Raw genomic sequence first — 19,628 nt, forward strand, 5'->3', positions numbered from 1 at the left:
TCTTAATAGAAGCGCAGGAAGGGGCTGATGCATCATGGAGACGCCAAACCAGGACTCCGGACGTACTCCGGCAGAGCAGTCTGCCGCCAACGACCTCTCGGTTGCGGACCGCCAGGTCAACATCCTCAGGGACAAGCTCAGGCACATCGACCGCCAGCTGGCTGCGGCAACGCAGAACAACACCAAGCTGGTCACGATGCTTGAGGCCGCGAAGGCCGAGATTCTCCGGCTGAAGAACGCATTGGACCAGGAGGGACAGCCTCCCTACAGCTTCGGCACCATTCTTCAGCTGAACCCTCGCCGGCAGCCCTCGCCGGGCAGCAGCGGGCAGGCAGCCACTGAAGAATCAGTGGACATCTTCAACGCCGGCCGGAAAATGCGCGTAGGCGTCAGCCCGCTGGTGAACATCAACCAGCTGGCAGTGGGCCAGGAAGTCCTCCTGAACGAGGCGCTCCTCGTCGTCGCAGGGCTCGGCTACGAGCGTGCAGGCGAGCTGGCCACCCTGAAGGAGATGCTCGGCTCCGACCGCGTCCTCGTGGTGGGACGGGCCGACGAGGAACGGGTGGTCCGGCTCTCCGGTGCGCTCCTGGCGGAAAAGCTCCGGGTGGGCGATGCGCTCTCCATCGACTCCAGGACCGGCTACGCACTGGAGAAAGTGCCGCGGTCCGAGGTGGAAAACCTGGTCCTGGAAGAGGTCCCGGACATCACGTACGAGGACATCGGCGGCCTGGGACCGCAGATAGAACAGATCCGCGACGCCGTCGAACTGCCGTTCCTGCACCCGGACCTTTACCGGGAACACGGCCTGAAGGCGCCGAAGGGCATCCTGCTTTACGGCCCTCCCGGCTGCGGTAAGACCCTCATTGCCAAAGCCGTTGCCAATTCGCTTGCTGCCCGGGCCGCTGAACGGTCCGGAAACGTGGATCTGAAGAGCTACTTCCTGAACATCAAGGGCCCTGAGCTCCTGGACAAGTACGTCGGCGAGACGGAGCGCCACATCCGGCTGATTTTCTCCCGCGCCCGCGAGAAGGCGTCGGACGGCAGCCCGGTAGTGGTGTTCTTCGATGAGATGGATTCGCTGTTCCGCACGCGCGGCACCGGCATTTCCTCCGACGTCGAGACCACCATCGTTCCCCAGCTGCTCAGTGAGATCGACGGCGTGGAGCGGCTGGACAACGTCATCGTGATCGGCGCGTCCAACCGTGAGGACATGATTGACCCGGCCATCCTTCGGCCCGGCCGCCTGGATGTTAAGGTCAAGATCCACCGCCCCGATGCCGAGGCTGCTGCGGACATTTTCAACAAGTACATCACCACGGACCTGCCGTTCCACGAGTCTGATCTCGCCGAGCATGACGGCGACGTCCAGGCCACGGTGGACGCCATGGTCCAGCGCACGGTGGAAGCCATGTACTCCACGGACAAGTCCAATGAGTTCCTCGAAGTCACCTATGCCAACGGCGACACCGAAATGCTCTACTTCAAGGACTTCAACTCCGGTGCCGTGGTCCAAAACGTGGTGGACCGGGCGAAAAAGTACGCCATCAAGGATCTGCTGACCACGCACCAGAAGGGGCTGCGGATCGAGCACCTGCTGCGGGCGGTGGTGGACGAGTTCCGCGAGCATGAAGACATGCCCAACACCACCAATCCGGACGACTGGGCCCGGATCTCCGGCAAGAAGGGCGAACGGATCACCTACATCCGCACCATCGTCCAGGGCAAGGCCGGCCAGGAGCCTGGAAAGTCGATCGAAACGATGCCTTCCACAGGGCAGTATCTATGACGGCTGCGCCGGAACCGGCCGCCGGGGGCGCCCTCCCCGCGGGCGGGGCCATGCGTGTCATGGGGGCAGAAACCGAATACGGGATCCATGCCCCGTCCGCCCCGTCCGCGAACGCCACCATGATGAGCGCAAGGGTGGTCCAGGCGTATGCCCAGGTAACGCGCCAGCGGGCGGCCGGCGGAGCGGAAACACGGTGGGACTACACCGACGAGGAGCCCCTTCACGACGCCCGCGGCTGGACCGTGGACAGGGGCTCCGCCCACCCCAGCCAGCTGACCGACCAGCCGCCGGTGCTGGACGCGGAAGCAGTGGCGCTGGCCTATGGACGGGAGGAGCTTGAGCTTGACGGGCAGGATGAGTCCGGCACCCTCCTGATGAACATGGTCCTGGGCAATGGTGCCAGGCTGTACGTTGACCACGCCCACCCCGAGTATTCAAGCCCCGAGGTCACAAACCCCCGTGATGCCGTCACGTGGGACGCCGCAGGTGACCTCGTTGCGCTGGCCACAGTGCGGCGCCTCGCCGCCGACCCCGACCTGCCCCAGGTAAACCTCTACAAAAACAACACGGACAACAAATCGGTGTCCTACGGGTCCCATGAGAATTACCTCATGCCCCGCTCTGTTCCGTTCGGCGACATCGTCCGCGGTCTCACGCCGTTCTTCATCAGCCGCCAGATCCTTTGCGGCTCCGGAAGGGTGGGAATCGGCCAGGACGCCTCCACCCCCGGCTTCCAGATCAGCCAGCGTGCGGATTTCTTCGAAGCCGAAGTGGGCCTCGAAACCACCATTCGGCGCCCCATCATCAATACCCGGGACGAGCCGCACTCCACGGCGGACAAATACCGCCGCCTGCACGTCATCATCGGCGACGCCAACCTCAGCCAGGTCTCCAACTACCTGAAGTTCGGGACCACGGCCATGGTCCTCAGCCTCATCGAAGCGGGGCTTGCGCCAAAGATTGAGGTGGTCGAACCGGTAGCCGCCCTCCAAACGGTGAGCCACGATACATCCCTCACCGCAACCCTGCGTTTGCTGGATGGCCGGCGCGTCACGGCGCTTGACCTCCAGTGGATGTACCACGAAGCGGCGGCCAAACTGGCGCAGGATACAGGTGTTGGGGATGCCATCGATGGGGACGGGTACACCTATGACGTCCTGGACCGCTGGGCCAAGGTGCTCACACAGCTGGACAGCGACAGGGCGGCGGCAGCCAGCTCGGTGGAATGGCTGGCCAAGCTCACGCTCCTCGAGGGCTACCGGGATCGTGACCGCCTGGAGTGGAATGATGCACGGCTCGGCCTCATTGACCTCCAGTGGGCGGACATCAGGCCGGAGAAGGGCCTGTACTACCGGTTTCTCGCCAGGAACCGCATGGACAGGATTGTCGACGACGCTGCGATAGCGGCTGCCGTAGGCGAGCCGCCCCCGGACACCCGTGCGTTCTTCCGCGGAAAGTGCATCAGCAACTTCGGCAAGGACGTGGTGGGTGCCAGCTGGGACTCGGTGATTTTCGACGTCCCGGGCTACGGCAGGCTGCAGCGCGTGCCCACGCGGGAGCCCCTTCGGGGAACCAAAGCCCTGACCGGAGCGTTGTTCCAGCGCTACCGGGAAGCGGGCCCATTCCTCGCGGAGCTCCTGGGACACAACACCGCTCCGCCTGCGGCGTAAACCGCGCCGGACGGCCTGCATCGTGGCAGGATGGGCATATCGGAGGATCCGCTGGATCCGACGCCAGGAAAGGGAGAGGTAACAATGGCAGGCCAGGAGCAGCAGCAGCCGCAATCACGCGACAGCCAGGTCGACGAGGACATTCCCGAGGCCCCGCCCGCGCCGCCCGAAGCGCAGGCATCAGCATCAACAGAAGGCGTGGACGACCTCCTCGACGAGATCGACGGAGTCCTCGAATCGAACGCCGAGGAATTCGTGCGCGCATTCGTCCAAAAAGGCGGTCAGTAACCCGGACCCGGCGGGTGGCGGAAGCCGCGGACGGCCGGAATCTGTACCGACGTTGAAGAACCACGTTCAAGGAGTGCATGAGTGCAGGAATCAACCGCCCACCAGGTAGCCGCCAACGCCACCTCGTCCTTTACGGAGCATCTGCAGCGGGACCGGCCTGAACTCCTGCCGTACAGCAGGGGACTCCAGGCCGCTGCGCCCGGGACCGCACCGCTGCAGGTTCCGCATGCCACCACCATTGTGGCCATGAGCTACACCGGCGGTGTGTTGATGGCGGGGGACCGGCGGGCCACCATGGGCAACGTGATTGCCAGCAGGCACATTGAAAAAGTCTTTCCGGCAGACCGCTACTCCGTCCTGGGCATCGCTGGGACTGCCGGCATAGCCATTGACCTGACCCGGCTGTTCCAGGTGGAGCTCGAGCACTACGAGAAGATCGAGGGCACCCTCCTCAGCCTGGAAGGCAAAGCCAACAGGCTGGGAGCCATGATCCGCGGCAACCTGCCCCTCGCCATGCAGGGACTCGCCGTAGTGCCGCTCTTCGCCGGGTTCGACACCAGCGCCGGCGTGGGAAGGCTCTTCTCTTATGACGTCACCGGCGGCAGGTACGAGGAGCACGAGCACCATACGGTCGGCTCCGGCTCCGTCTTCGCCCGGGGCGCGTTGAAAAAACTCTGGCGGCCCAACCTTAACGAAGCTGAGGCAGTCTCCGTCGCCGTCGAAGCCCTCTACGACGCGGCCGACGACGATTCCGCCACCGGAGGTCCTGACACCGTCCGGCAGCTTTGGCCGGTCATCTACACCGTGGACCGCGCCGGTGCGCGGCGGGTAGCTGAGAGCGTGCTCGCTGCGGCGGCCGTTAGTGTCATCGAAGCCCGCACCAGCGCCGGACGGGAGGCCTGAGATGACCCAGCAGTTTTACGTATCGCCGGAACAGCTGATGAAGGACCGTGCGGATTTCGCACGGAAGGGGATTGCCCGCGGCAGGTCCGTTGCGGTTATCAGCTGCGCGGACGGCATTGCGCTGGTGGCCGAGAACCCCTCACCATCCCTGCACAAAATAGGCGAGATCTACGACAAGATCGCTTTTGCCGCCGTCGGGAAATACAACGAATTCGAGAGCCTCCGGCAGGCCGGTGTCAGGTACGCGGACGTGAGGGGCTACTCCTATGACCGCGAGGACGTCACGGCCCGCGGCCTCGCCAGCGTCTATGCACAGAGCCTCGGCGCTGTGTTCACCGCAGAACAGAAGCCTTTCGAAGTTGAACTCGCAGTAGCTGAGGTTGGCCCCAGCCAGGCCGAGGACCATCTTTACCGCCTGACTTTTGACGGTTCCATTGCGGACGAACATCAATTTGTTGTGATGGGCGGACAGGCAGACAAGGTGTCCGCGGCCATTGAGGAGGGCTGGCGCAGTTCACTCAGCTTCGCCGACGCCCTGCGCCTTGCCATGGCCGCATTGGTTCCGTCGGCCGAGACCGGCGAACAGCCGAAGGCACTGCCCGCAAAGGCAGTGGAAGTTGCCGTCCTGGACAGGGCGTCGGAGAGCTCCCGCGGCTCGCGCCGCGCCTTCCGGCGGCTTGACGACGCGGACATCACTGCACTGCTCGCCTAGGAGGACAGATGGACAAGAGAATCTTTGGTATCGAAACGGAATTCGGGATCTCCTATTCCAGCCCCGACTCCAGGCCTCTTGCCCCGGAGGAGGTGGCCCGGTACCTGTTCCGCAAAGTGGTCAGCTGGGGACGGTCATCCAACGTTTTCCTTACAAACGGCTCCAGACTGTACCTCGACGTAGGGTCGCACCCGGAGTACGCCACAGCCGAGTGTGACGACCTTGCGCAGCTGATTGCCCACGACCGGGCCGGGGAGCTGATCCTTGACGACCTCGTGGACGAAGCGCAGGCCCGCCTCGCAGCCGAAGGCTTCAACGGCACTGTTTACCTGTTCAAGAACAACACAGACTCCGCCGGGAACTCCTACGGCAGCCACGAGAACTACCTCATTCCCCGCCGCGGCGAGTTTTCCCGGTTGGCCGAGATCCTGATCCCCTTCCTGGTCACCCGGCAACTCATCGCCGGCGCCGGTAAGATCCTGAAGACCCCGCACGGGGCAACCTTCGCCTTTTCCCAGCGGGCCGACCATATCTGGGAAGGCGTGTCTTCGGCCACCACCCGCTCCCGGCCCATCATCAACACCAGGGATGAACCGCACGCGGATGCCGAGTTCTACCGCCGGCTCCATGTCATCGTTGGCGACTCGAACATGTCCGAAGCCACCGCACTGATGAAGGTGGGGACGGTGGACCTGGTCCTGAGGATGATCGAGGCCGGGGTCATCATGCGCGACATGCGGATGGAAAATCCCATCCGCAGCATCCGCGAAATCTCCCACGACCTCAGCGGACGGGCGCTGGTCCGGCTGGCCAACGGCCGCCAGCTCACCGCGCTGGAGATCCAGCAGGAGTACCTCACTAAGGTCACGGCGTTCGTCAAAGAACAGGGCGCCCACAACCCCCACGTCCCGGTGATCCTCGACCTCTGGGAACGGACATTGAAGGCGATCGAAAGCGGCGATTCCCGGGGCATCGACACCGAGATCGACTGGGCCATCAAAAAGAAGCTGATGGACAACTACCGGGAACGCCACGGGCTAGGCCTGGACGCGCCGCGGATTGCACAGCTCGACCTGACCTACCATGACATCTCCAGAAGCCGCGGAATTTACTACCTGCTCCAGTCCCGCGGGGCCGTACGGCGCATTGTGGACGACACCGTGGTCAAGGACGCCGTGGACGCGCCGCCGCAAACCACCCGCGCGAAACTTCGCGGTGACTTTGTCCGGCGGGCCCAGGAGTTGGGCCGGGACTACACCGTGGACTGGGTGCACCTGAAATTGAACGACCGCGCCCACCAGACCATTCTGTGCAAGGATCCGTTCCGCAGCGTCGACGATCGCGTGGATGCCCTTCTGGACTCTATGGGCTGACACCCAGCTTCAGGGGCTATTCTGGATAAGGCCCCTTCGAGGGCCTGCCGCGGTGCCGCCCGCCGAGTTGCGGATCACCGCCTCCACCTTGCCCCGACGAAAGTTCTCTTACGTGCGCCGACTACTAGCACTCCTTCTTCCCGCTTTGCTGCTGTTGACCGCCTGCGGCGGTTCAAGCGCAGAGCCGGAGCCCACCAGCAAGTCTGCTGGTGAGACTGCAAAGTTCGACTCCCTCAAACTGACAGACAACGGGGACAAAAAAGCTCCCGGCGTGGAATTCGCCAAGCCGCTCGAAGTCGCTGAACCCACCATCAAGGTGGTCACCGAGGGCGACGGCGACGTGGTGAAGCCAAACCAGATTGCCAACATCTCCATCCTTGCCCTGAACGGCACGGACGGATCAACGCTCGAGGACACGTTCGCCAGTGAGCCCGAGCCCCTGGAACTTAACGAGGAATTGAAGACCGGCAGCGAGGTCATCTACAACGCCTTCGTCGGCGCCAAAATTGGTTCCAGCATTGCCCTCGCCGTGCCGGGCCAGCAGAGTGCACCCGCCCCCAGCCCCTCCGACGGTGCCAGCCCAAGCCCGTCAGCACCAACCGAGCCCACGCAGCTCCTGATCATCAAGGTCCTTTCCACAACCGACGTGACCCCTGCGCTGGAGAAGCCCGAAGGGGAACCCGTAACGCCGCCGGCCGGCCTGCCCACCGTCAGCGAAAAAGACGGCATCCCCGAAATCAACGTCGAAGGTGTTGCAGCCCCCACGGCACTGGTATCCCAGGACCTCATCAAGGGCAACGGCGCAACCGTCAAGGAATCCGACACCCTCACAGTGAACTACGTTGGCGTCACCCTGGTGGGCGGCACGAAGTTCGACTCAAGCTTCGACCGCGGCGAGCCCGCCAGCTTCCCGCTGACCGGCGTCATCAAGGGCTGGACCCAGGGCCTGGCCGGCAAAACGGTAGGCTCACGCGTACTCCTGGTCATCCCCAAGGACCTGGCCTACGGCGACGCCGGCCAGGGCGAAGCCAAGGGCGACCTCGTCTTCGTAGTGGACATCCTCGGAGCCAAGTAGCAACAATGGCACCAGGCCCGGCCAACGCCGCGGCATCCAACAGCAGCACATCATCTGCCAGACACCAAGGAGCAACCATGTCATTTGGACAGCGGGATTTTGACCGCCAGAAGCCCGAGATCGACTTTCCCGAGGGCGACGTCCCCACGGAACTCGTGATCACGGACCTCATCGAAGGCGACGGCCGCGAGGCCAAGGCCGGAGACACAGTCTCCACCCATTACGTGGGTGTGGCCTGGTCCACCGGTGAAGAATTCGACGCCTCCTGGGGCCGCGGCGCGCCGCTGGACTTCCGCGTGGGAGTTGGGCAGGTCATTCAGGGCTGGGACCAGGGGCTCCTGGGCATGAAGGTAGGCGGCCGCCGCCGCCTCGAAATCCCCTCCGAGCTGGCCTACGGATCCCGTGGCGCCGGTGGAGCAATTGCGCCCAACGAAGCCCTGATTTTTGTGGTTGACCTCGTGGGCGTTCGCTGACCACAGGCGCAGCAATCCGCCGGGAGCGCGGCAGCAACAGGGCCATCACATCCTGTTGCTGCCGCGCTTCCTGCGTTCCGGCACGGAATTTAGTAACGTAACGGGGTGTCCGCATCCCGAACTGAACGCCTCCTGAACCTGCTGATCGCCCTGCTCAACACGAGGTACGGCCTGCGCCGCAGTGAACTGCGCGAGACGATCTACCGCGACACACCCGGCAAAGAGGCATCGTTCGGCCGCATGTTCGAACGGGACAAAAGCGATCTCCGCAACTTCGGGTTCGACGTCGAAACGCTGACGGACCTGGGCTGGAGCGAAGATGATCCCGCTACCACCCGCTACCGGATTGGCAAGGAATCCAACCGCCTGCCGGACGTCCAGCTGGGACCGGCGGAGTGGACAGTACTTCTCCTGGCCTCCCAACTCTGGGAGCGCGCGGCGCTGGGCACGGCCGCCCAGAGCGCACTGCGCAAGCTGCAGGCGTCAGGCGCGATGGCCGACGTCGAACTTCCTGCCGGCGTCCAGCCCAGGATCAAACCGGCGGGCCAGGCCTTCGACGACCTCGTTGCGGCGATGCACGCGAAGCACCCCGTCACGTTCACCTACCTTGCTGGCAGCACCGGAACCGAGGAACAACGGACTGTTGAGCCCTGGGGCATGGGAAGCCGCTTCGGGCATTGGTATCTCGCGGGCTATGACCGGGCCCGGCAGGCACCCCGCCACTTCCGGCTCTCCCGTTTCACCAGTGCGGTCACGACGCTCGAGCGGGAGCAATTCACGCCTCCGCGCGACTTCAACATCCGGCGGGAACTGGACCGGCTGCCGGAGCTGCCGCTGCGCACCGCCGTCGTGGACGTCCGGGAGGGGCGCCTGCTGGCACTGCGGCGCCGCGCCGTTGATGAGGGCGTCGCACAAGAGGAGGCCGTGGACAGCACCGCCAACCAGGAGCCTGGGACCGGCTACGAGCGGATCAGCCTTCAGTACCGGGACCCGGAGGTCCTGGCCGAAGAGCTCGCGTCCTATGGCCCCGACGCCCTGGCGGTGCTACCCGACGAGCTGGCGGACGCCGTCCGGCGCAGGCTTCGCGCCGCAGCAGATTTCAGCACTGCAGCCGTTCCCCAGTTCCAGTTCCCTGCCGCGCCCGCCCGCCCCGTCCGGACGCGCACCTCCGAGGACCAGCTCAAGCGGATGCTCCAGCTGGTGCCTTTCCTGGTGCACAACCAGGGCCTGCACATCCAGGATGTCGCTGGGCACTTCGGCATCAGCCGTAAGGAACTGGAAGCGGACCTGCAGATCCTTATCTGTTCGGGCCTGCCGGAGGGCTACCCCGACGACCTGCTGGACATCCAGTGGGAGGACGACCACGTCTACATCACCCAGGACCTGGACCTGACCCAACCCGTACGCTTCACCGTGGAAGAGGCCTGCGCCCTGCTGACCGGGCTGGAGACATTAAACGGCCTTCCGGAGGTGGCAGAGGGCGGCGCCCTGGAATCAGTGACGCTCAAGCTGCTGGCGGCCGCCGGCGAGGAGGGGCTCAGGGCCGCGTCGCTTGCCGGCCCGGAAATGGCACCTGCTGATGCCGCGACTCACGCCACGGTACGGCAGGCCATCGCATCCGGGTCCCAGCTGCGCCTGACGTATCTGGCCCCGCAGCGGGACAGCATCTCGGAACGGGACGTGGACCCGCTGCGCCTCTATTCGCTGGACAACATCTGGTACTTCGAGGCCTACTGCCATTCCGTGGAAGGGCTGCGGAACTTCCGCCTGGACCGCGTTCAGGACATCCACCCGAACGGGCGGAAGGTTCCGGCGGGGACCACGCCCGCACAGGGAGTTCCGGCGAAACTCTTCACAGCCAAGGACGACGATACGATCGTCACTGTCCAGCTCACCCGTCAGGGGAGGGGGCTGGCGGACGACTACTACGCAGAGCGGACGGCAGAGCTCGACGACGGCGGACTGGTGGCGGAGATACGGTTCGGCAACACAGCCTGGCTCCCGATGTTCGTGGCCCAGCACGGCGGTTCTGCCCGGATCCTGGCGCCGGCGGAGCTCGCCGACGCGGCCCGCACCTGGCTGGCGGCGTCGCTGGCCAGGTACGGCAGCTAGACTTCTCAGCATGCCTTGGTGGTCCTGGATCCTGATATGGGTGGCGCTCGTTGCGCTGTCACTGCTCCTCTATGTCTTTCTGGGCATCCGGCTGTTCCGCCAGTTCATGGCCACCCTCAAGGATCTGGGGGCAGCAGGGAAGAAGATGGGACACATTTCCCCGCTTGAACAGGCGCAGACACGCCCGGAAGCGGGGCGTCCGCTTCCCGGTTCCGCGGTTTTTGCCTCCCCGACTGTCATGCGACATGATTACGAGGCATCCAAGTCGTCCCGACGGGAACAACGCCGCCTTAAACGAGTGCAACGCAAGACGGACCGGGGCCAGCCGCAGGCGCTCGGCGATCTGGACTTCACATAGAAGTAAAATGTTTTTAGACGAAAGGATTTCCCGTGGGAAGACTCTTTGATGGCCCCTGGCCCATCGTAATTATCATCGTTGTTGCGTTGCTTCTTTTTGCCGCGCCCAAACTTCCGGCCATGGCACGCAGCCTCGGCCAGTCAATGCGGATCATCAAATCCGAAGTCAAGGAAATGAAGAACGACGGCAAGACCGACTCCAGTGATCCCTCGGGGCCGGTGGAAGGTACCATCGTCAACCACCCCAAGGCGACGCCCGGCGAGCCGACAGACGGCACTGACGTTCCGCCGTCGAACCGCGCCTGACCCCCAGTGGCACTGACGCGGGCCCGTAAAGCGAACCCCGAGGGGCGGATGGCTCTTTGGGACCACCTCAAAGAGCTGAAGAACCGGCTGATTAAGTCGGCTATCGGCGTCCTGGTTGGGGCAATTGGCGGCTGGATACTCTACAACCCCCTGCTGACAGCGCTTAAGGAGCCGGTCGACCGGATAGCCCAGCAGACCGGCGGCGTATCGTCGGTTAACTTTTCGAACATCGGGTCGGCGTTCGACTTCCAGCTCCAAATGTCGTTAATCATCGGGCTGGTTATTTCCAGCCCGATCTGGATCTACCAGTTGTGGGCCTTCATCACGCCCGGGCTCACCAGCAAGGAACGGCGATACACGCTTGGCTACATGGCCGTGGCGGTCCCGCTCTTTCTCTCAGGCATCTGGGCTGGTTGGCTTGTTGTACCCCAGGTTGTCCGGGCCCTGACCCAGTTCACCCCGTCTGGATTCTCCAACATCATTGACGCCCGCGATTACATCGACTTCGTCACACGCATGGTCCTGGTGCTGGGTATTGCTTTCCTGGTCCCGGTGGTACTGGTGGGCATCAACATGGCCGGTGTTATCTCCGGTCAAACTATCCTCAAAGCGTGGCGCATTACCGTGTTCCTGGTGTTTGTCCTGGCAGCCATCGCGGCCCCCGGCGCTGATGCCATCTCCATGTTCATGCTGGCCGGCCCGCTGCTGGTGTTGTTTTTCGCGGCCATCGGGGTCTGCCTGATGAACGACAAGCGCAGGGCACGCCGCCAGGCAAAGCGCACGGCAGAAACCGAGGCTACAGCGGACATCGCCACCCCGGGCAGTGAGCTGAAGAACCTCTGAGCGCCCACTAGGCTTGGGTTATGTCTTCCCATGACGGTTCGTTCCACCCCAGGCCATTCCCGACCGGTCCGAGCGATCCTGAAGAGCTTTCCCCGGCTGAAAAGTACCGCATCAGCGCCGAACAACGTGCAGAGGCCGCCACCTACCTCGGAGCCTTCTCCCGCACCCTCGACTTTGAACTCGATGACTTCCAGCGGCAGGCCTGCCGTTCCTTGCAGGAAGGCAGGGGTGTCCTGGTTGCAGCTCCCACCGGGGCCGGCAAAACCATTGTGGGCGAGTTCGCCATCTACCTGGCGCTCGAGCGGGGCCTGAAGGCGTTTTACACCACACCCATCAAGGCGCTGAGCAACCAGAAATTCTCCGAGCTCAGCGAGAAGTACGGCGCCGACAGCGTAGGCCTGCTGACCGGTGACACCAGCATCAACGGTGATGCTCCCGTGGTGGTGATGACTACTGAAGTCCTGCGAAACATGCTTTATGCCGACTCCGCGACCCTGGGCGACCTGGGTTACGTGGTGATGGACGAGGTGCACTACCTTGCCGACCGCTTCCGCGGTGCGGTCTGGGAGGAAGTCATCATCCATCTCCCCAGTGAAGTGCAGGTGGCCTCCCTCAGCGCCACCGTCTCCAACGCCGAGGAGTTCGGCGCGTGGCTGGATACGGTCCGCGGCGATACAGACATCATCGTGTCCGAGCACCGGCCTGTGCCGCTGTGGCAGCACGTCATGGTGGGCAGGCAGATCATGGACCTTTTTGCCGGCGAAACCACCTTCGACGAGATCGCTCCGCCCGGGGACGCTCCCGCCTCAGAAACGCCGGCCAAGGACGGCAGGAAAGACAGTCCCGCGGGACGAGGATTCGAAGTTAATCCTGACCTCATGACGGTAGCCAGAAGCGAAAGCATGCAAAGCTTCCGGGCCCGGCAGAGCCCGGCCGCGCGCGGCCAGCGCGGCAGGCGCGGTAACGACCGGCCCGGCCGGGGCGGCGACGAACGGGGAGTCCGACCGGCCAGCCGGCCTCAGGTGATCGCAAGCCTTGACCGCATGGATCTCCTCCCGGCTATCACGTTTATCTTCTCCCGGGCCGGCTGTGACGCTGCCGTGGCGCAGTGCGTGGGGTCGGGGCTGTGGCTCACCACCGAAAGAGAGCAGCGGATCATCGCTGAGCGCGTTGACGAGGCCGGCCACGACATTCCGCCGGACGATCTCGACGTCCTGGGCTTCTGGACCTGGCGGGATGGCCTGCTTCGCGGTTTCGCCGCGCATCATGCCGGCATGCTGCCCACCTTCAAGGAGGTGGTGGAGAAGCTCTTCGCGGACGGCCTGGTCAAGGCTGTGTTCGCCACCGAGACACTGGCCCTGGGCGTCAACATGCCGGCACGCTCGGTCGTGCTCGAAAAGCTGGACAAATACAACGGTGAAGCGCACGTGGACATCACTGCGGGGGAGTACACCCAACTGACCGGCCGCGCCGGACGGCGGGGCATCGACGTCGAAGGCCACGCCGTGGTGCTCTGGCAGCCCGGTACGGACCCGACGGCGGTCGCCGGCCTGGCCTCACGGCGCACCTACCCCCTGAACTCAAGCTTCCGGCCCACCTACAACATGAGCATCAACCTCCTGGCGCAGTTCGGGCGGGCAAGGGCCCGCGAGATCCTGGAATCCTCCTTTGCGCAGTTCCAGGCGGACCGCTCGGTGGTGGGTCTCGCCAAGCAGGTGCGCAGTCGCGAGGAATCCCTCGCCGGCTACGCGAAATCCATGACCTGCCACCTGGGGGACTTTACGGAGTACGCCCGGCTGCGGCGGGAACTGTCCGACGCCGAAAATGTCACCTCGCGCACCAAGTCACGCGCCCGGAAGTCACTCAGCGATGATTCGCTGGCGCGCCTGCTTCCGGGCGATGTGGTGCAGGTCCCGGGCGGGCGTGCCCCCGGGCCCGCCATTGTCCTGAGTTCGGACCACAGCAGCCGGGAACCGCGCCCCGCCGTCCTGACGCTGGACAACCAGTTGCGCCGCCTCGGCACCGATGACCTGGAAGGTCCCATCGCACCAGTAACGCGTATCCGCATCCCCAAGTCCTTCAACGCCAAGGTCCCGAAGTCCCGGCGCGACCTGGCATCTTCCGCACGAAACGCGCTGCGGGAGAACCGCCCGCCTGCCCCTGGCAGCAACCGCAACAACGACTTCGGCCTTGCCACGGCCCTGCCGAACCAGGAGAAGCGCATCGCGGACCTCCGACGGGCACTCCGCGCCCACCCGTGCCATGGGTGCAGCGAACGGGAGGACCACGCCCGTTGGTCCGAACGCTGGTGGAAGCTCCGGCGGGAAACGGATGGGCTGGTCCGGCAGATCCAGGGCCGCACCAACACCATCGCCAAAACCTTCGACCGGGTCTGCGATGTCCTGTCCTCCTACGGCTACCTGGAACCATCCTCGGACGGCAGGCTGGCCATCAGTCCGGACGGGCAGAAGCTGCGGCGGATCTACGGCGAAAAGGACCTGCTGATTTCCCAGTCCCTCCGGCTTGGCGCCTTCGACGACCTCGATGCCGTGGAAGTCGCAGCCCTTGCCAGCGTCCTCGTGTACCAAGCCAAGCGCGAGGACCGGGGCATGCGGCCGAGGATGCCCAGTGTGTCACTGGAGACCTCGGTGGACATCGTGGTTCGGGAATGGTCCGCCTTGGAGGACACCGAAGAGGACAGCAAACTTCCGCTGACCGGCGAGCCGGAACTGGGTCTGGTGTGGCCAATCTACAAGTGGGCGCGCGGCCGGCACCTGCAGGATGTCCTGAGCGGAACGGACCTCGCAGCGGGGGACTTTGTCCGCTGGGTGAAGCAGGTGGTTGACCTGCTGGACCAACTGGCAAAAATTCCCGGCCTGGACCCGCGCCTCGCACGCCTTTGTTCCGACGCCATCGCGCTGATCCGCCGCGGCGTCGTGGCCTATTCTTCCGTCCTCTGACCAATCGCCTGCTGCTGCCGGCCGTCCTATCTCCAGGAGTTTTGCTTACCTATGCCCCGTCCCGAAGCCATGTCCGGATCCCGCTCCAAGCCCAGCCCGGTGCTTTACCGCAACGGCTCCGTTTACACAGCCGCTGACCCCTTTGCCACCGCCATGCTGGTGGACGGTGACACGGTGGCGTGGGTGGGGTCGGAACAGGCAGCATCTTCCATCGCCGACAGCTCCATGGAGATCATCGACCTCCGCGGCGCCCTGGTTGCCCCCGGTTTCGTAGACTCCCACATGCACCTGACGGAAACAGGGATCGCCCTCGATTCCCTGGCCCTGCAGGACCTGACCTCGGCACGAGAGCTCCTGGATGCCGTGGCCGCCGCGCCGGGCGACGGCCCGGTCCTGGGCCACGGCTGGGATGACACCGCCTGGGCGGACGCTGCCCTGCCCAGTGCCGAGGAACTCGAGCGGGCTGCGGGCGGCCGCGCTGTCTATTTGTCCCGCGTTGACGTCCACTCAGCTTTGGTCTCGGAGTCCCTGGCAGTCGCGGCCGGCCTCCGCGGGCTTGATGGTTACGACGGCGACGCAAGGGTCCGGCGGGCCGCGCACGCAGCAGCCCGGCAGGCGACGCGCCGGCTCCCGGCAGAGGTGCTCCGCCGCCACCAGGGCCGCGCCCTGGCCGAAGCTGCCGGCAACGGCTACGTGGCGGTGGCAGAAATCGGCGCACCGCACATAGGGGGTGCCGAGGACCTTCGACTGGCGGGAGGCTGGAACAGCAACGGCGAGGGCATTGCTGCTCCAGAGGTCTTGCCGTACTGGGGTGAACTGGCGTCATCGGAAGAACACGCCCGCAGCATCCTCGACCAGCTGGGTGTCGGCGTCCGGGGCCTGGCCGGTGACCTGAACATCGACGGGTCCATCGGATCACGGACAGCGGCTTTGAGGTCCGGTTACAGCGACGCCCCGGACGAGTCCGGCAGCCTGTACCTGAGTGTCGAAGAGGCAGCAGCCCATCTTGCAGCCTGTTCGCTGGTGGGGATCCAGGGCGGTTTCCACATCATCGGGGACGCCGGGCTGGATGCCGCACTGAAGGCGTTGGAGCTGGCGGCTGCCGAGGTGGGGGAGCAGCGCGTCCGCGCTGCGGGCCACCGTTTTGAGCACGTGGAGATGGTGGATGCAAGCGCTGTGGCAACGCTCGCCCGGTACTCAGTGACAGTCAGTGCCCAGCCGGCGTTCGACGCTGCCTGGGGTGGTCCGGGAGGACTGTACGAGAAACGGCTGGGGGAGCGGAGCAGGGCGATGAATCCTTTTGCCAGCCTGTACTCTGCCGGAGTTCCGGTCTGCTTTGGCAGCGACAGTCCCGTGACGCCGCTGCGACCCTGGTCCAGCGTCCGGGCTTGCCTGGAACACCACAACGGCGATGAACGGATTTCGGCCCGCGCGGCTTTCCTGGGCCACACCCGGGCCGGGTGGCGGGCAGCCCGGTATCACAACCCCATGGCAGGGCAGCTTGTCCCGGGAGCCCCGGCCAGCTTCGCGGTGTGGGAAGTCGAGGAGCTGATGGTGCAGGTGGCCGACGGCCGGGTCCAGTCGTGGAGCACCGACCCCAGGGCCAGGACACCCTTGCTGCCCGCACTGGACACGGGCTCGGACCCGGTTTGCCTGCAAACTGTGAGGGATGGTTCGGAGCTGTACGGCAGCCCGGCCCTGCGTTCCTGACCCCTGCGGCGTCCGCCCTATAATGGGTAGCTGCGCCTGCCAGCGATTAGCTCGCCAGCGGGTGCACCGACCGTTCCCTCCAGGAAGGCTCTCTGTGCGCGTCCTTACCATCATTCCTACCTACAACGAGCTGGAATCGCTGCCTATAACCCTGCAGCGGCTTCGTGCAGCCGTCCCGGCGTCGGACGTACTGGTAGTGGATGACAACAGCCCCGACGGCACTGGCCGGCTTGCCGACGGAATCGCTGCCGAGGACTCCCAGGTTCACGTCCTGCACCGCAAGGGCAAGGAAGGGCTGGGCGCCGCCTACATTGCGGGCTTCAAGTGGGGCCTTGATGCCGGCTACGACGTTCTTGTTGAGATGGACGCGGACGGTTCGCACCAGCCCGAACAGCTTCCGCAGCTCCTCGAGGCCATCGACCAGGGCGCCGACCTTGCCATGGGATCCCGCTGGGTCCCCGGCGGAAGCGTCGTTAACTGGCCGCTGTACCGGCAGGCCATTTCGCGGGTGGGAAGCACCTACGCCCGCCTCATGCTGGGCCTGAAGATCAAGGACGTTACCGGCGGCTACCGCGCGTTCCGCAGGACAACCCTTGAAAAACTCAACCTGGACCAGGTGGACTCGGTGGGCTACGGCTTCCAGGTGGACCTCGCCTGGCGGGTGGCCCGCATGGGCCTGCGGATCGAGGAACGGCCCATCACCTTTGTGGAGCGCGAACTCGGTGCCTCCAAGATGAGCGGCAACATTGTGGTCGAAGCGATGATCAACGTCACCAAGTGGGGGCTCCTGGCCCGCTGGAACACGCTCACGCGCCGCGGAAAGGCAACGGCCCGGCCGTAAGCGCTCCCGCACCTGCCGCCGGGAAATTGATCAAGCGGCAAAAAGCAAGGGCCGTCCCGCACACTGTGCGGGACGGCCCTTCTTTGCCTTCAGGTGTTACGCGGAGCGGCGTTCGCCGCGGCGTTCACGCAGGATAGTGAGGCGGTCCTCGAGGATCTGCTCGAGTTCAGGCAGGGAGCGGCGTTCCAGCAGCATGTCCCAGTGTGTGCGGACGGCTTTGTCGTTGCTGGTGTCCGGGCGTTCGCCGTCGACCAGGAGCGCTTCCTTGCCGGTCTTGGATACCCAGACCGGGGGAATCTCAGCTTCGGAGGAGAAGGTGACGAATACCTGCTCGCCGTCTTCGCACCGGTACTCGACGCGCTGGCGCGGAGCCGGCTCGACTCCGGACTCGGTCTCCATGCTCTGCGCACCAAGGCGCATACCCCGCAGGCTGCGATCGCTCATGATTTCTCCCTCTGGTCGGTTCGCGGTGTGAAACCCCGCGCCAGCCGGCGGCGTTCAAGCGCCTCCGGACTATTGTGTGCTCTGTGCTGCATCTTAAGATTCAACGCATTGCGAAGCTTGGTTGTTCCAGCGGATCTACTCCTGCCGGACAAATACCCAATTATACCGGTATCATGCGCTGCCAACCAAAACGGAAGGGATCCGCAGCGTGCTGCGGATCCCTTCCGTGGCCCGGCAGGACAGGCTAGGGTTCGGAAGACTTGGCTCCCACTTCGTCGAACAGCCCGGCAACACCGGTCTCCGCGTTGGTGCCACCCAAAGCGTTGCCGATGCCTTTAAGGGCTTCGCCCACTTCGCTGGGGATGATCCATAGCTTGTTCGAGGATCCCTCCGCGAGCTTTGGAAGGGTCTGCAGGTATTGGTACGCCAGCAGTTTCTGGTCCGGGTTGCCCTTGTGGATGGCGTCAAAGACCTTCTGGATGGCCTGCGCCTCGCCGTCCGCGCGCAGGATGGCGGCCTTCGCGTCGCCTTCTGCCGCCAGGATGGACGCCTGGCGCTGGCCTTCGGCGGTCAGGATAGCCGACTGCTTGGTACCTTCGGCAGTCAGGATGGCGGCGCGGCGGTCGCGCTCTGCCCGCATCTGCTTCTCCATGGAGTCCTGGATGGAGTGGGGCGGATCGATGGCCTTGAGCTCCACGCGGGAAACACGTATGCCCCAGCGGCCCGTTGCCTCGTCCAGGACCCCGCGCAGCTGGCCATTGATTTGGTCGCGGGACGTGAGTGCTTCTTCGAGGTTCAGCCCGCCCACCACGTTTCGCAGGGTTGTGGTGGTCAGCTGTTCGACTGCCTGGATGTAGTTGGCGATCTCGTAGGTGGCGGCCCTGGGGTCCGTGACCTGGAAGTAGACCACGGTGTCGATGGAGACCACCAGGTTGTCCTCGGTGATAACCGGCTGCGGAGGGAACGAGACCACCTGTTCGCGGAGATCCAGCAACGGCAGGAGCCTGTCCACGAACGGGATCAGGATGGTCAGCCCTGGATTCAGGGTCCGCTGATACTTGCCCAGCCGTTCCACCACGCCTGCACGGGCCTGCGGAATGATACGCACCGCCCTGACCAGAACGATTATCACAAACACGATCAGGACCACCAGCACGATGGCCAATGCGGTTCCTCCGGCGTTATCCATACATCTCCTTGTTCCCCATTTGTTCAGGCTGTATCAGGACGGGCTTGCTGCTTCCGGCGGCGCTGCCACCACTGCGGTGGCTCCATCGATGGCGGAAACTACGACTTTCTGGCCGGCGGAAAGGACGCCGCCTGCAGAACGGGCTGTCCAGATGTCTCCGCCGATCTTGACCAGGCCGCCGTCGGACGTCACCGGCTCCATAACAACAGCCTGCTCACCGATGAGCCGGTCCACGTTGGTGCGCTGCTCTGACGGTCCGTTTTTCAGGTGGGCAAGGGCCACGGGCCGGACAAAGGCGATCATGAGCAAGGACACCACACAGAAGACCACGATCTGCAGCCAGAGGTCGGCTCCCGCGAAGTCGGCTACCAGTGCCGCCAGGGTTCCTCCGCCGAGCATGATGAAGAAAAGATCGAGCGTGATCATCTCGATCACGGCAAACGCCAGGAACGCGGTGAGCCACAACGCCCACCAGTTCTCCCCAAGCCATTCGAACAACGTGCTCCCCCTTCGCTACGGGGAGCCGAACGCGCGCACCCGCCAGTAACTGTCCTTCAATCTTAGTGCGGCCCGGTCAGCCGTGGGC

General features: G+C 64.6%; 18 protein-coding genes. 15 read left to right on the forward strand and 3 right to left on the reverse strand.

Annotation, left to right across the window (positions count from 1 at the left end; genetic code table 11):
- Positions 1-34 precede the first annotated feature (34 nt).
- The 15 genes from arc to ACFVYC_RS17455 all read left to right on the forward strand — a co-directional run bounded on the left by arc (position 35) and on the right by ACFVYC_RS17455 (position 17,409).
- On the forward strand, positions 35-1,786 hold the full coding sequence (arc, locus tag ACFVYC_RS17385) for a proteasome ATPase (RefSeq protein ID WP_387552578.1): 1,752 nt from the start codon (positions 35-37) through the stop codon (positions 1,784-1,786).
- On the forward strand, positions 1,783-3,456 hold the full coding sequence (dop, locus tag ACFVYC_RS17390) for a depupylase/deamidase Dop (protein WP_387552580.1): 1,674 nt from the start codon (positions 1,783-1,785) through the stop codon (positions 3,454-3,456). Before arc ends, dop begins: the two co-directional genes overlap by 4 nt.
- 84 nt (positions 3,457-3,540) lie before the next feature.
- A complete protein-coding gene (locus ACFVYC_RS17395; protein WP_015937113.1) occupies positions 3,541-3,744 on the forward strand; it encodes a ubiquitin-like protein Pup in 204 nt (67 codons plus the stop codon).
- An 81-nt stretch (positions 3,745-3,825) separates the two neighbouring features.
- Complete coding sequence (gene prcB / locus ACFVYC_RS17400) at positions 3,826-4,647, forward strand: proteasome subunit beta (protein WP_387552582.1); 822 nt, start codon at positions 3,826-3,828, stop codon at positions 4,645-4,647.
- Position 4,648: 1 nt separating this feature from the next.
- Positions 4,649-5,359, forward strand: a complete 711-nt coding sequence (gene prcA / locus ACFVYC_RS17405) for a proteasome subunit alpha (protein ID WP_387552584.1) — start codon at positions 4,649-4,651, stop codon at positions 5,357-5,359.
- A gap of 8 nt (positions 5,360-5,367) precedes the next feature.
- Positions 5,368-6,732 (forward strand): Pup--protein ligase, encoded by a 1,365-nt coding sequence (gene pafA / locus ACFVYC_RS17410; RefSeq protein WP_387552586.1) that lies wholly within the window; start codon positions 5,368-5,370, stop codon positions 6,730-6,732.
- A 112-nt stretch (positions 6,733-6,844) separates the two neighbouring features.
- Positions 6,845-7,807 carry an FKBP-type peptidyl-prolyl cis-trans isomerase gene (locus tag ACFVYC_RS17415; RefSeq protein WP_387552588.1) on the forward strand — a complete coding sequence of 321 codons (963 nt, stop codon included), beginning with the start codon at positions 6,845-6,847 and terminating at the stop codon, positions 7,805-7,807.
- A 77-nt stretch (positions 7,808-7,884) separates the two neighbouring features.
- Positions 7,885-8,280, forward strand: coding sequence for an FKBP-type peptidyl-prolyl cis-trans isomerase (locus tag ACFVYC_RS17420; protein WP_104997974.1), 396 nt, complete (start codon positions 7,885-7,887; stop codon positions 8,278-8,280).
- 105 nt (positions 8,281-8,385) lie between these two features.
- Entirely contained in the window at positions 8,386-10,392 is a 2,007-nt protein-coding gene (locus ACFVYC_RS17425; protein ID WP_387552590.1) for a helix-turn-helix transcriptional regulator, read from the forward strand.
- A 10-nt stretch (positions 10,393-10,402) separates the two neighbouring features.
- Positions 10,403-10,750: a hypothetical protein gene (locus ACFVYC_RS17430; protein WP_387552592.1), complete on the forward strand. Its 348-nt coding sequence runs from the start codon at positions 10,403-10,405 to the stop codon at positions 10,748-10,750.
- A 32-nt stretch (positions 10,751-10,782) separates the two neighbouring features.
- The gene (gene tatA, locus ACFVYC_RS17435) at positions 10,783-11,055 is read left to right on the forward strand and encodes a Sec-independent protein translocase subunit TatA (protein WP_387552594.1); all 273 of its coding nucleotides are present in this window, start codon (positions 10,783-10,785) and stop codon (positions 11,053-11,055) included.
- Between the two features lie 48 nt (positions 11,056-11,103).
- Entirely contained in the window at positions 11,104-11,898 is a 795-nt protein-coding gene (tatC, locus tag ACFVYC_RS17440) for a twin-arginine translocase subunit TatC (RefSeq protein WP_387552596.1), read from the forward strand.
- Positions 11,899-11,918: 20 nt separating this feature from the next.
- The gene (locus ACFVYC_RS17445) at positions 11,919-14,858 is read left to right on the forward strand and encodes a DEAD/DEAH box helicase (RefSeq protein WP_387552598.1); all 2,940 of its coding nucleotides are present in this window, start codon (positions 11,919-11,921) and stop codon (positions 14,856-14,858) included.
- Between the two features lie 51 nt (positions 14,859-14,909).
- On the forward strand, positions 14,910-16,568 hold the full coding sequence (locus ACFVYC_RS17450) for an amidohydrolase (protein ID WP_387552600.1): 1,659 nt from the start codon (positions 14,910-14,912) through the stop codon (positions 16,566-16,568).
- 94 nt (positions 16,569-16,662) lie between these two features.
- Positions 16,663-17,409 (forward strand): polyprenol monophosphomannose synthase, encoded by a 747-nt coding sequence (locus ACFVYC_RS17455; protein ID WP_387552602.1) that lies wholly within the window; start codon positions 16,663-16,665, stop codon positions 17,407-17,409.
- A gap of 96 nt (positions 17,410-17,505) precedes the next feature.
- Here the strand turns inward: ACFVYC_RS17455 and ACFVYC_RS17460 are convergent, their stop codons facing one another.
- The 3 genes from ACFVYC_RS17460 to ACFVYC_RS17470 form a co-directional block, all read right to left on the reverse strand.
- Positions 17,506-17,853: an RNA polymerase-binding protein RbpA gene (locus ACFVYC_RS17460; protein ID WP_013600997.1), complete on the reverse strand. Its 348-nt coding sequence runs from the start codon at positions 17,851-17,853 to the stop codon at positions 17,506-17,508.
- 244 nt (positions 17,854-18,097) lie between these two features.
- Positions 18,098-19,042, reverse strand: coding sequence for an SPFH domain-containing protein (locus tag ACFVYC_RS17465; RefSeq protein WP_387552604.1), 945 nt, complete (start codon positions 19,040-19,042; stop codon positions 18,098-18,100).
- A gap of 33 nt (positions 19,043-19,075) precedes the next feature.
- Positions 19,076-19,540 carry an NfeD family protein gene (locus ACFVYC_RS17470; RefSeq protein WP_387552606.1) on the reverse strand — a complete coding sequence of 155 codons (465 nt, stop codon included), beginning with the start codon at positions 19,538-19,540 and terminating at the stop codon, positions 19,076-19,078.
- Positions 19,541-19,628: the final 88 nt, after the last annotated feature.

It is taken from the genome of Pseudarthrobacter sp. NPDC058329 (assembly GCF_042879835.1).
Taxonomy (GTDB): Bacteria; Actinomycetota; Actinomycetes; order Actinomycetales; family Micrococcaceae; genus Arthrobacter.

Bases quoted from the DNA above. Each gene is read 5' to 3' on its own strand.
- arc (WP_387552578.1), top strand. From the start codon at position 35: ATGGAGACGCCAAACCAGGACTCCGGACGTACTCCGGCAGAGCAGTCT.
- dop (WP_387552580.1), top strand. From the start codon at position 1,783: ATGACGGCTGCGCCGGAACCGGCCGCCGGGGGCGCCCTCCCCGCGGGC.
- ACFVYC_RS17395 (WP_015937113.1), top strand. From the start codon at position 3,541: ATGGCAGGCCAGGAGCAGCAGCAGCCGCAATCACGCGACAGCCAGGTC.
- prcA (WP_387552584.1), top strand. From the start codon at position 4,649: ATGACCCAGCAGTTTTACGTATCGCCGGAACAGCTGATGAAGGACCGT.
- pafA (WP_387552586.1), top strand. From the start codon at position 5,368: ATGGACAAGAGAATCTTTGGTATCGAAACGGAATTCGGGATCTCCTAT.
- ACFVYC_RS17420 (WP_104997974.1), top strand. From the start codon at position 7,885: ATGTCATTTGGACAGCGGGATTTTGACCGCCAGAAGCCCGAGATCGAC.
- ACFVYC_RS17430 (WP_387552592.1), top strand. From the start codon at position 10,403: ATGCCTTGGTGGTCCTGGATCCTGATATGGGTGGCGCTCGTTGCGCTG.
- tatC (WP_387552596.1), top strand. From the start codon at position 11,104: ATGGCTCTTTGGGACCACCTCAAAGAGCTGAAGAACCGGCTGATTAAG.
- ACFVYC_RS17445 (WP_387552598.1), top strand. From the start codon at position 11,919: ATGTCTTCCCATGACGGTTCGTTCCACCCCAGGCCATTCCCGACCGGT.
- ACFVYC_RS17450 (WP_387552600.1), top strand. From the start codon at position 14,910: ATGCCCCGTCCCGAAGCCATGTCCGGATCCCGCTCCAAGCCCAGCCCG.
- ACFVYC_RS17460 (WP_013600997.1), bottom strand. From the start codon at position 17,853: ATGAGCGATCGCAGCCTGCGGGGTATGCGCCTTGGTGCGCAGAGCATG.
- ACFVYC_RS17465 (WP_387552604.1), bottom strand. From the start codon at position 19,042: ATGGATAACGCCGGAGGAACCGCATTGGCCATCGTGCTGGTGGTCCTG.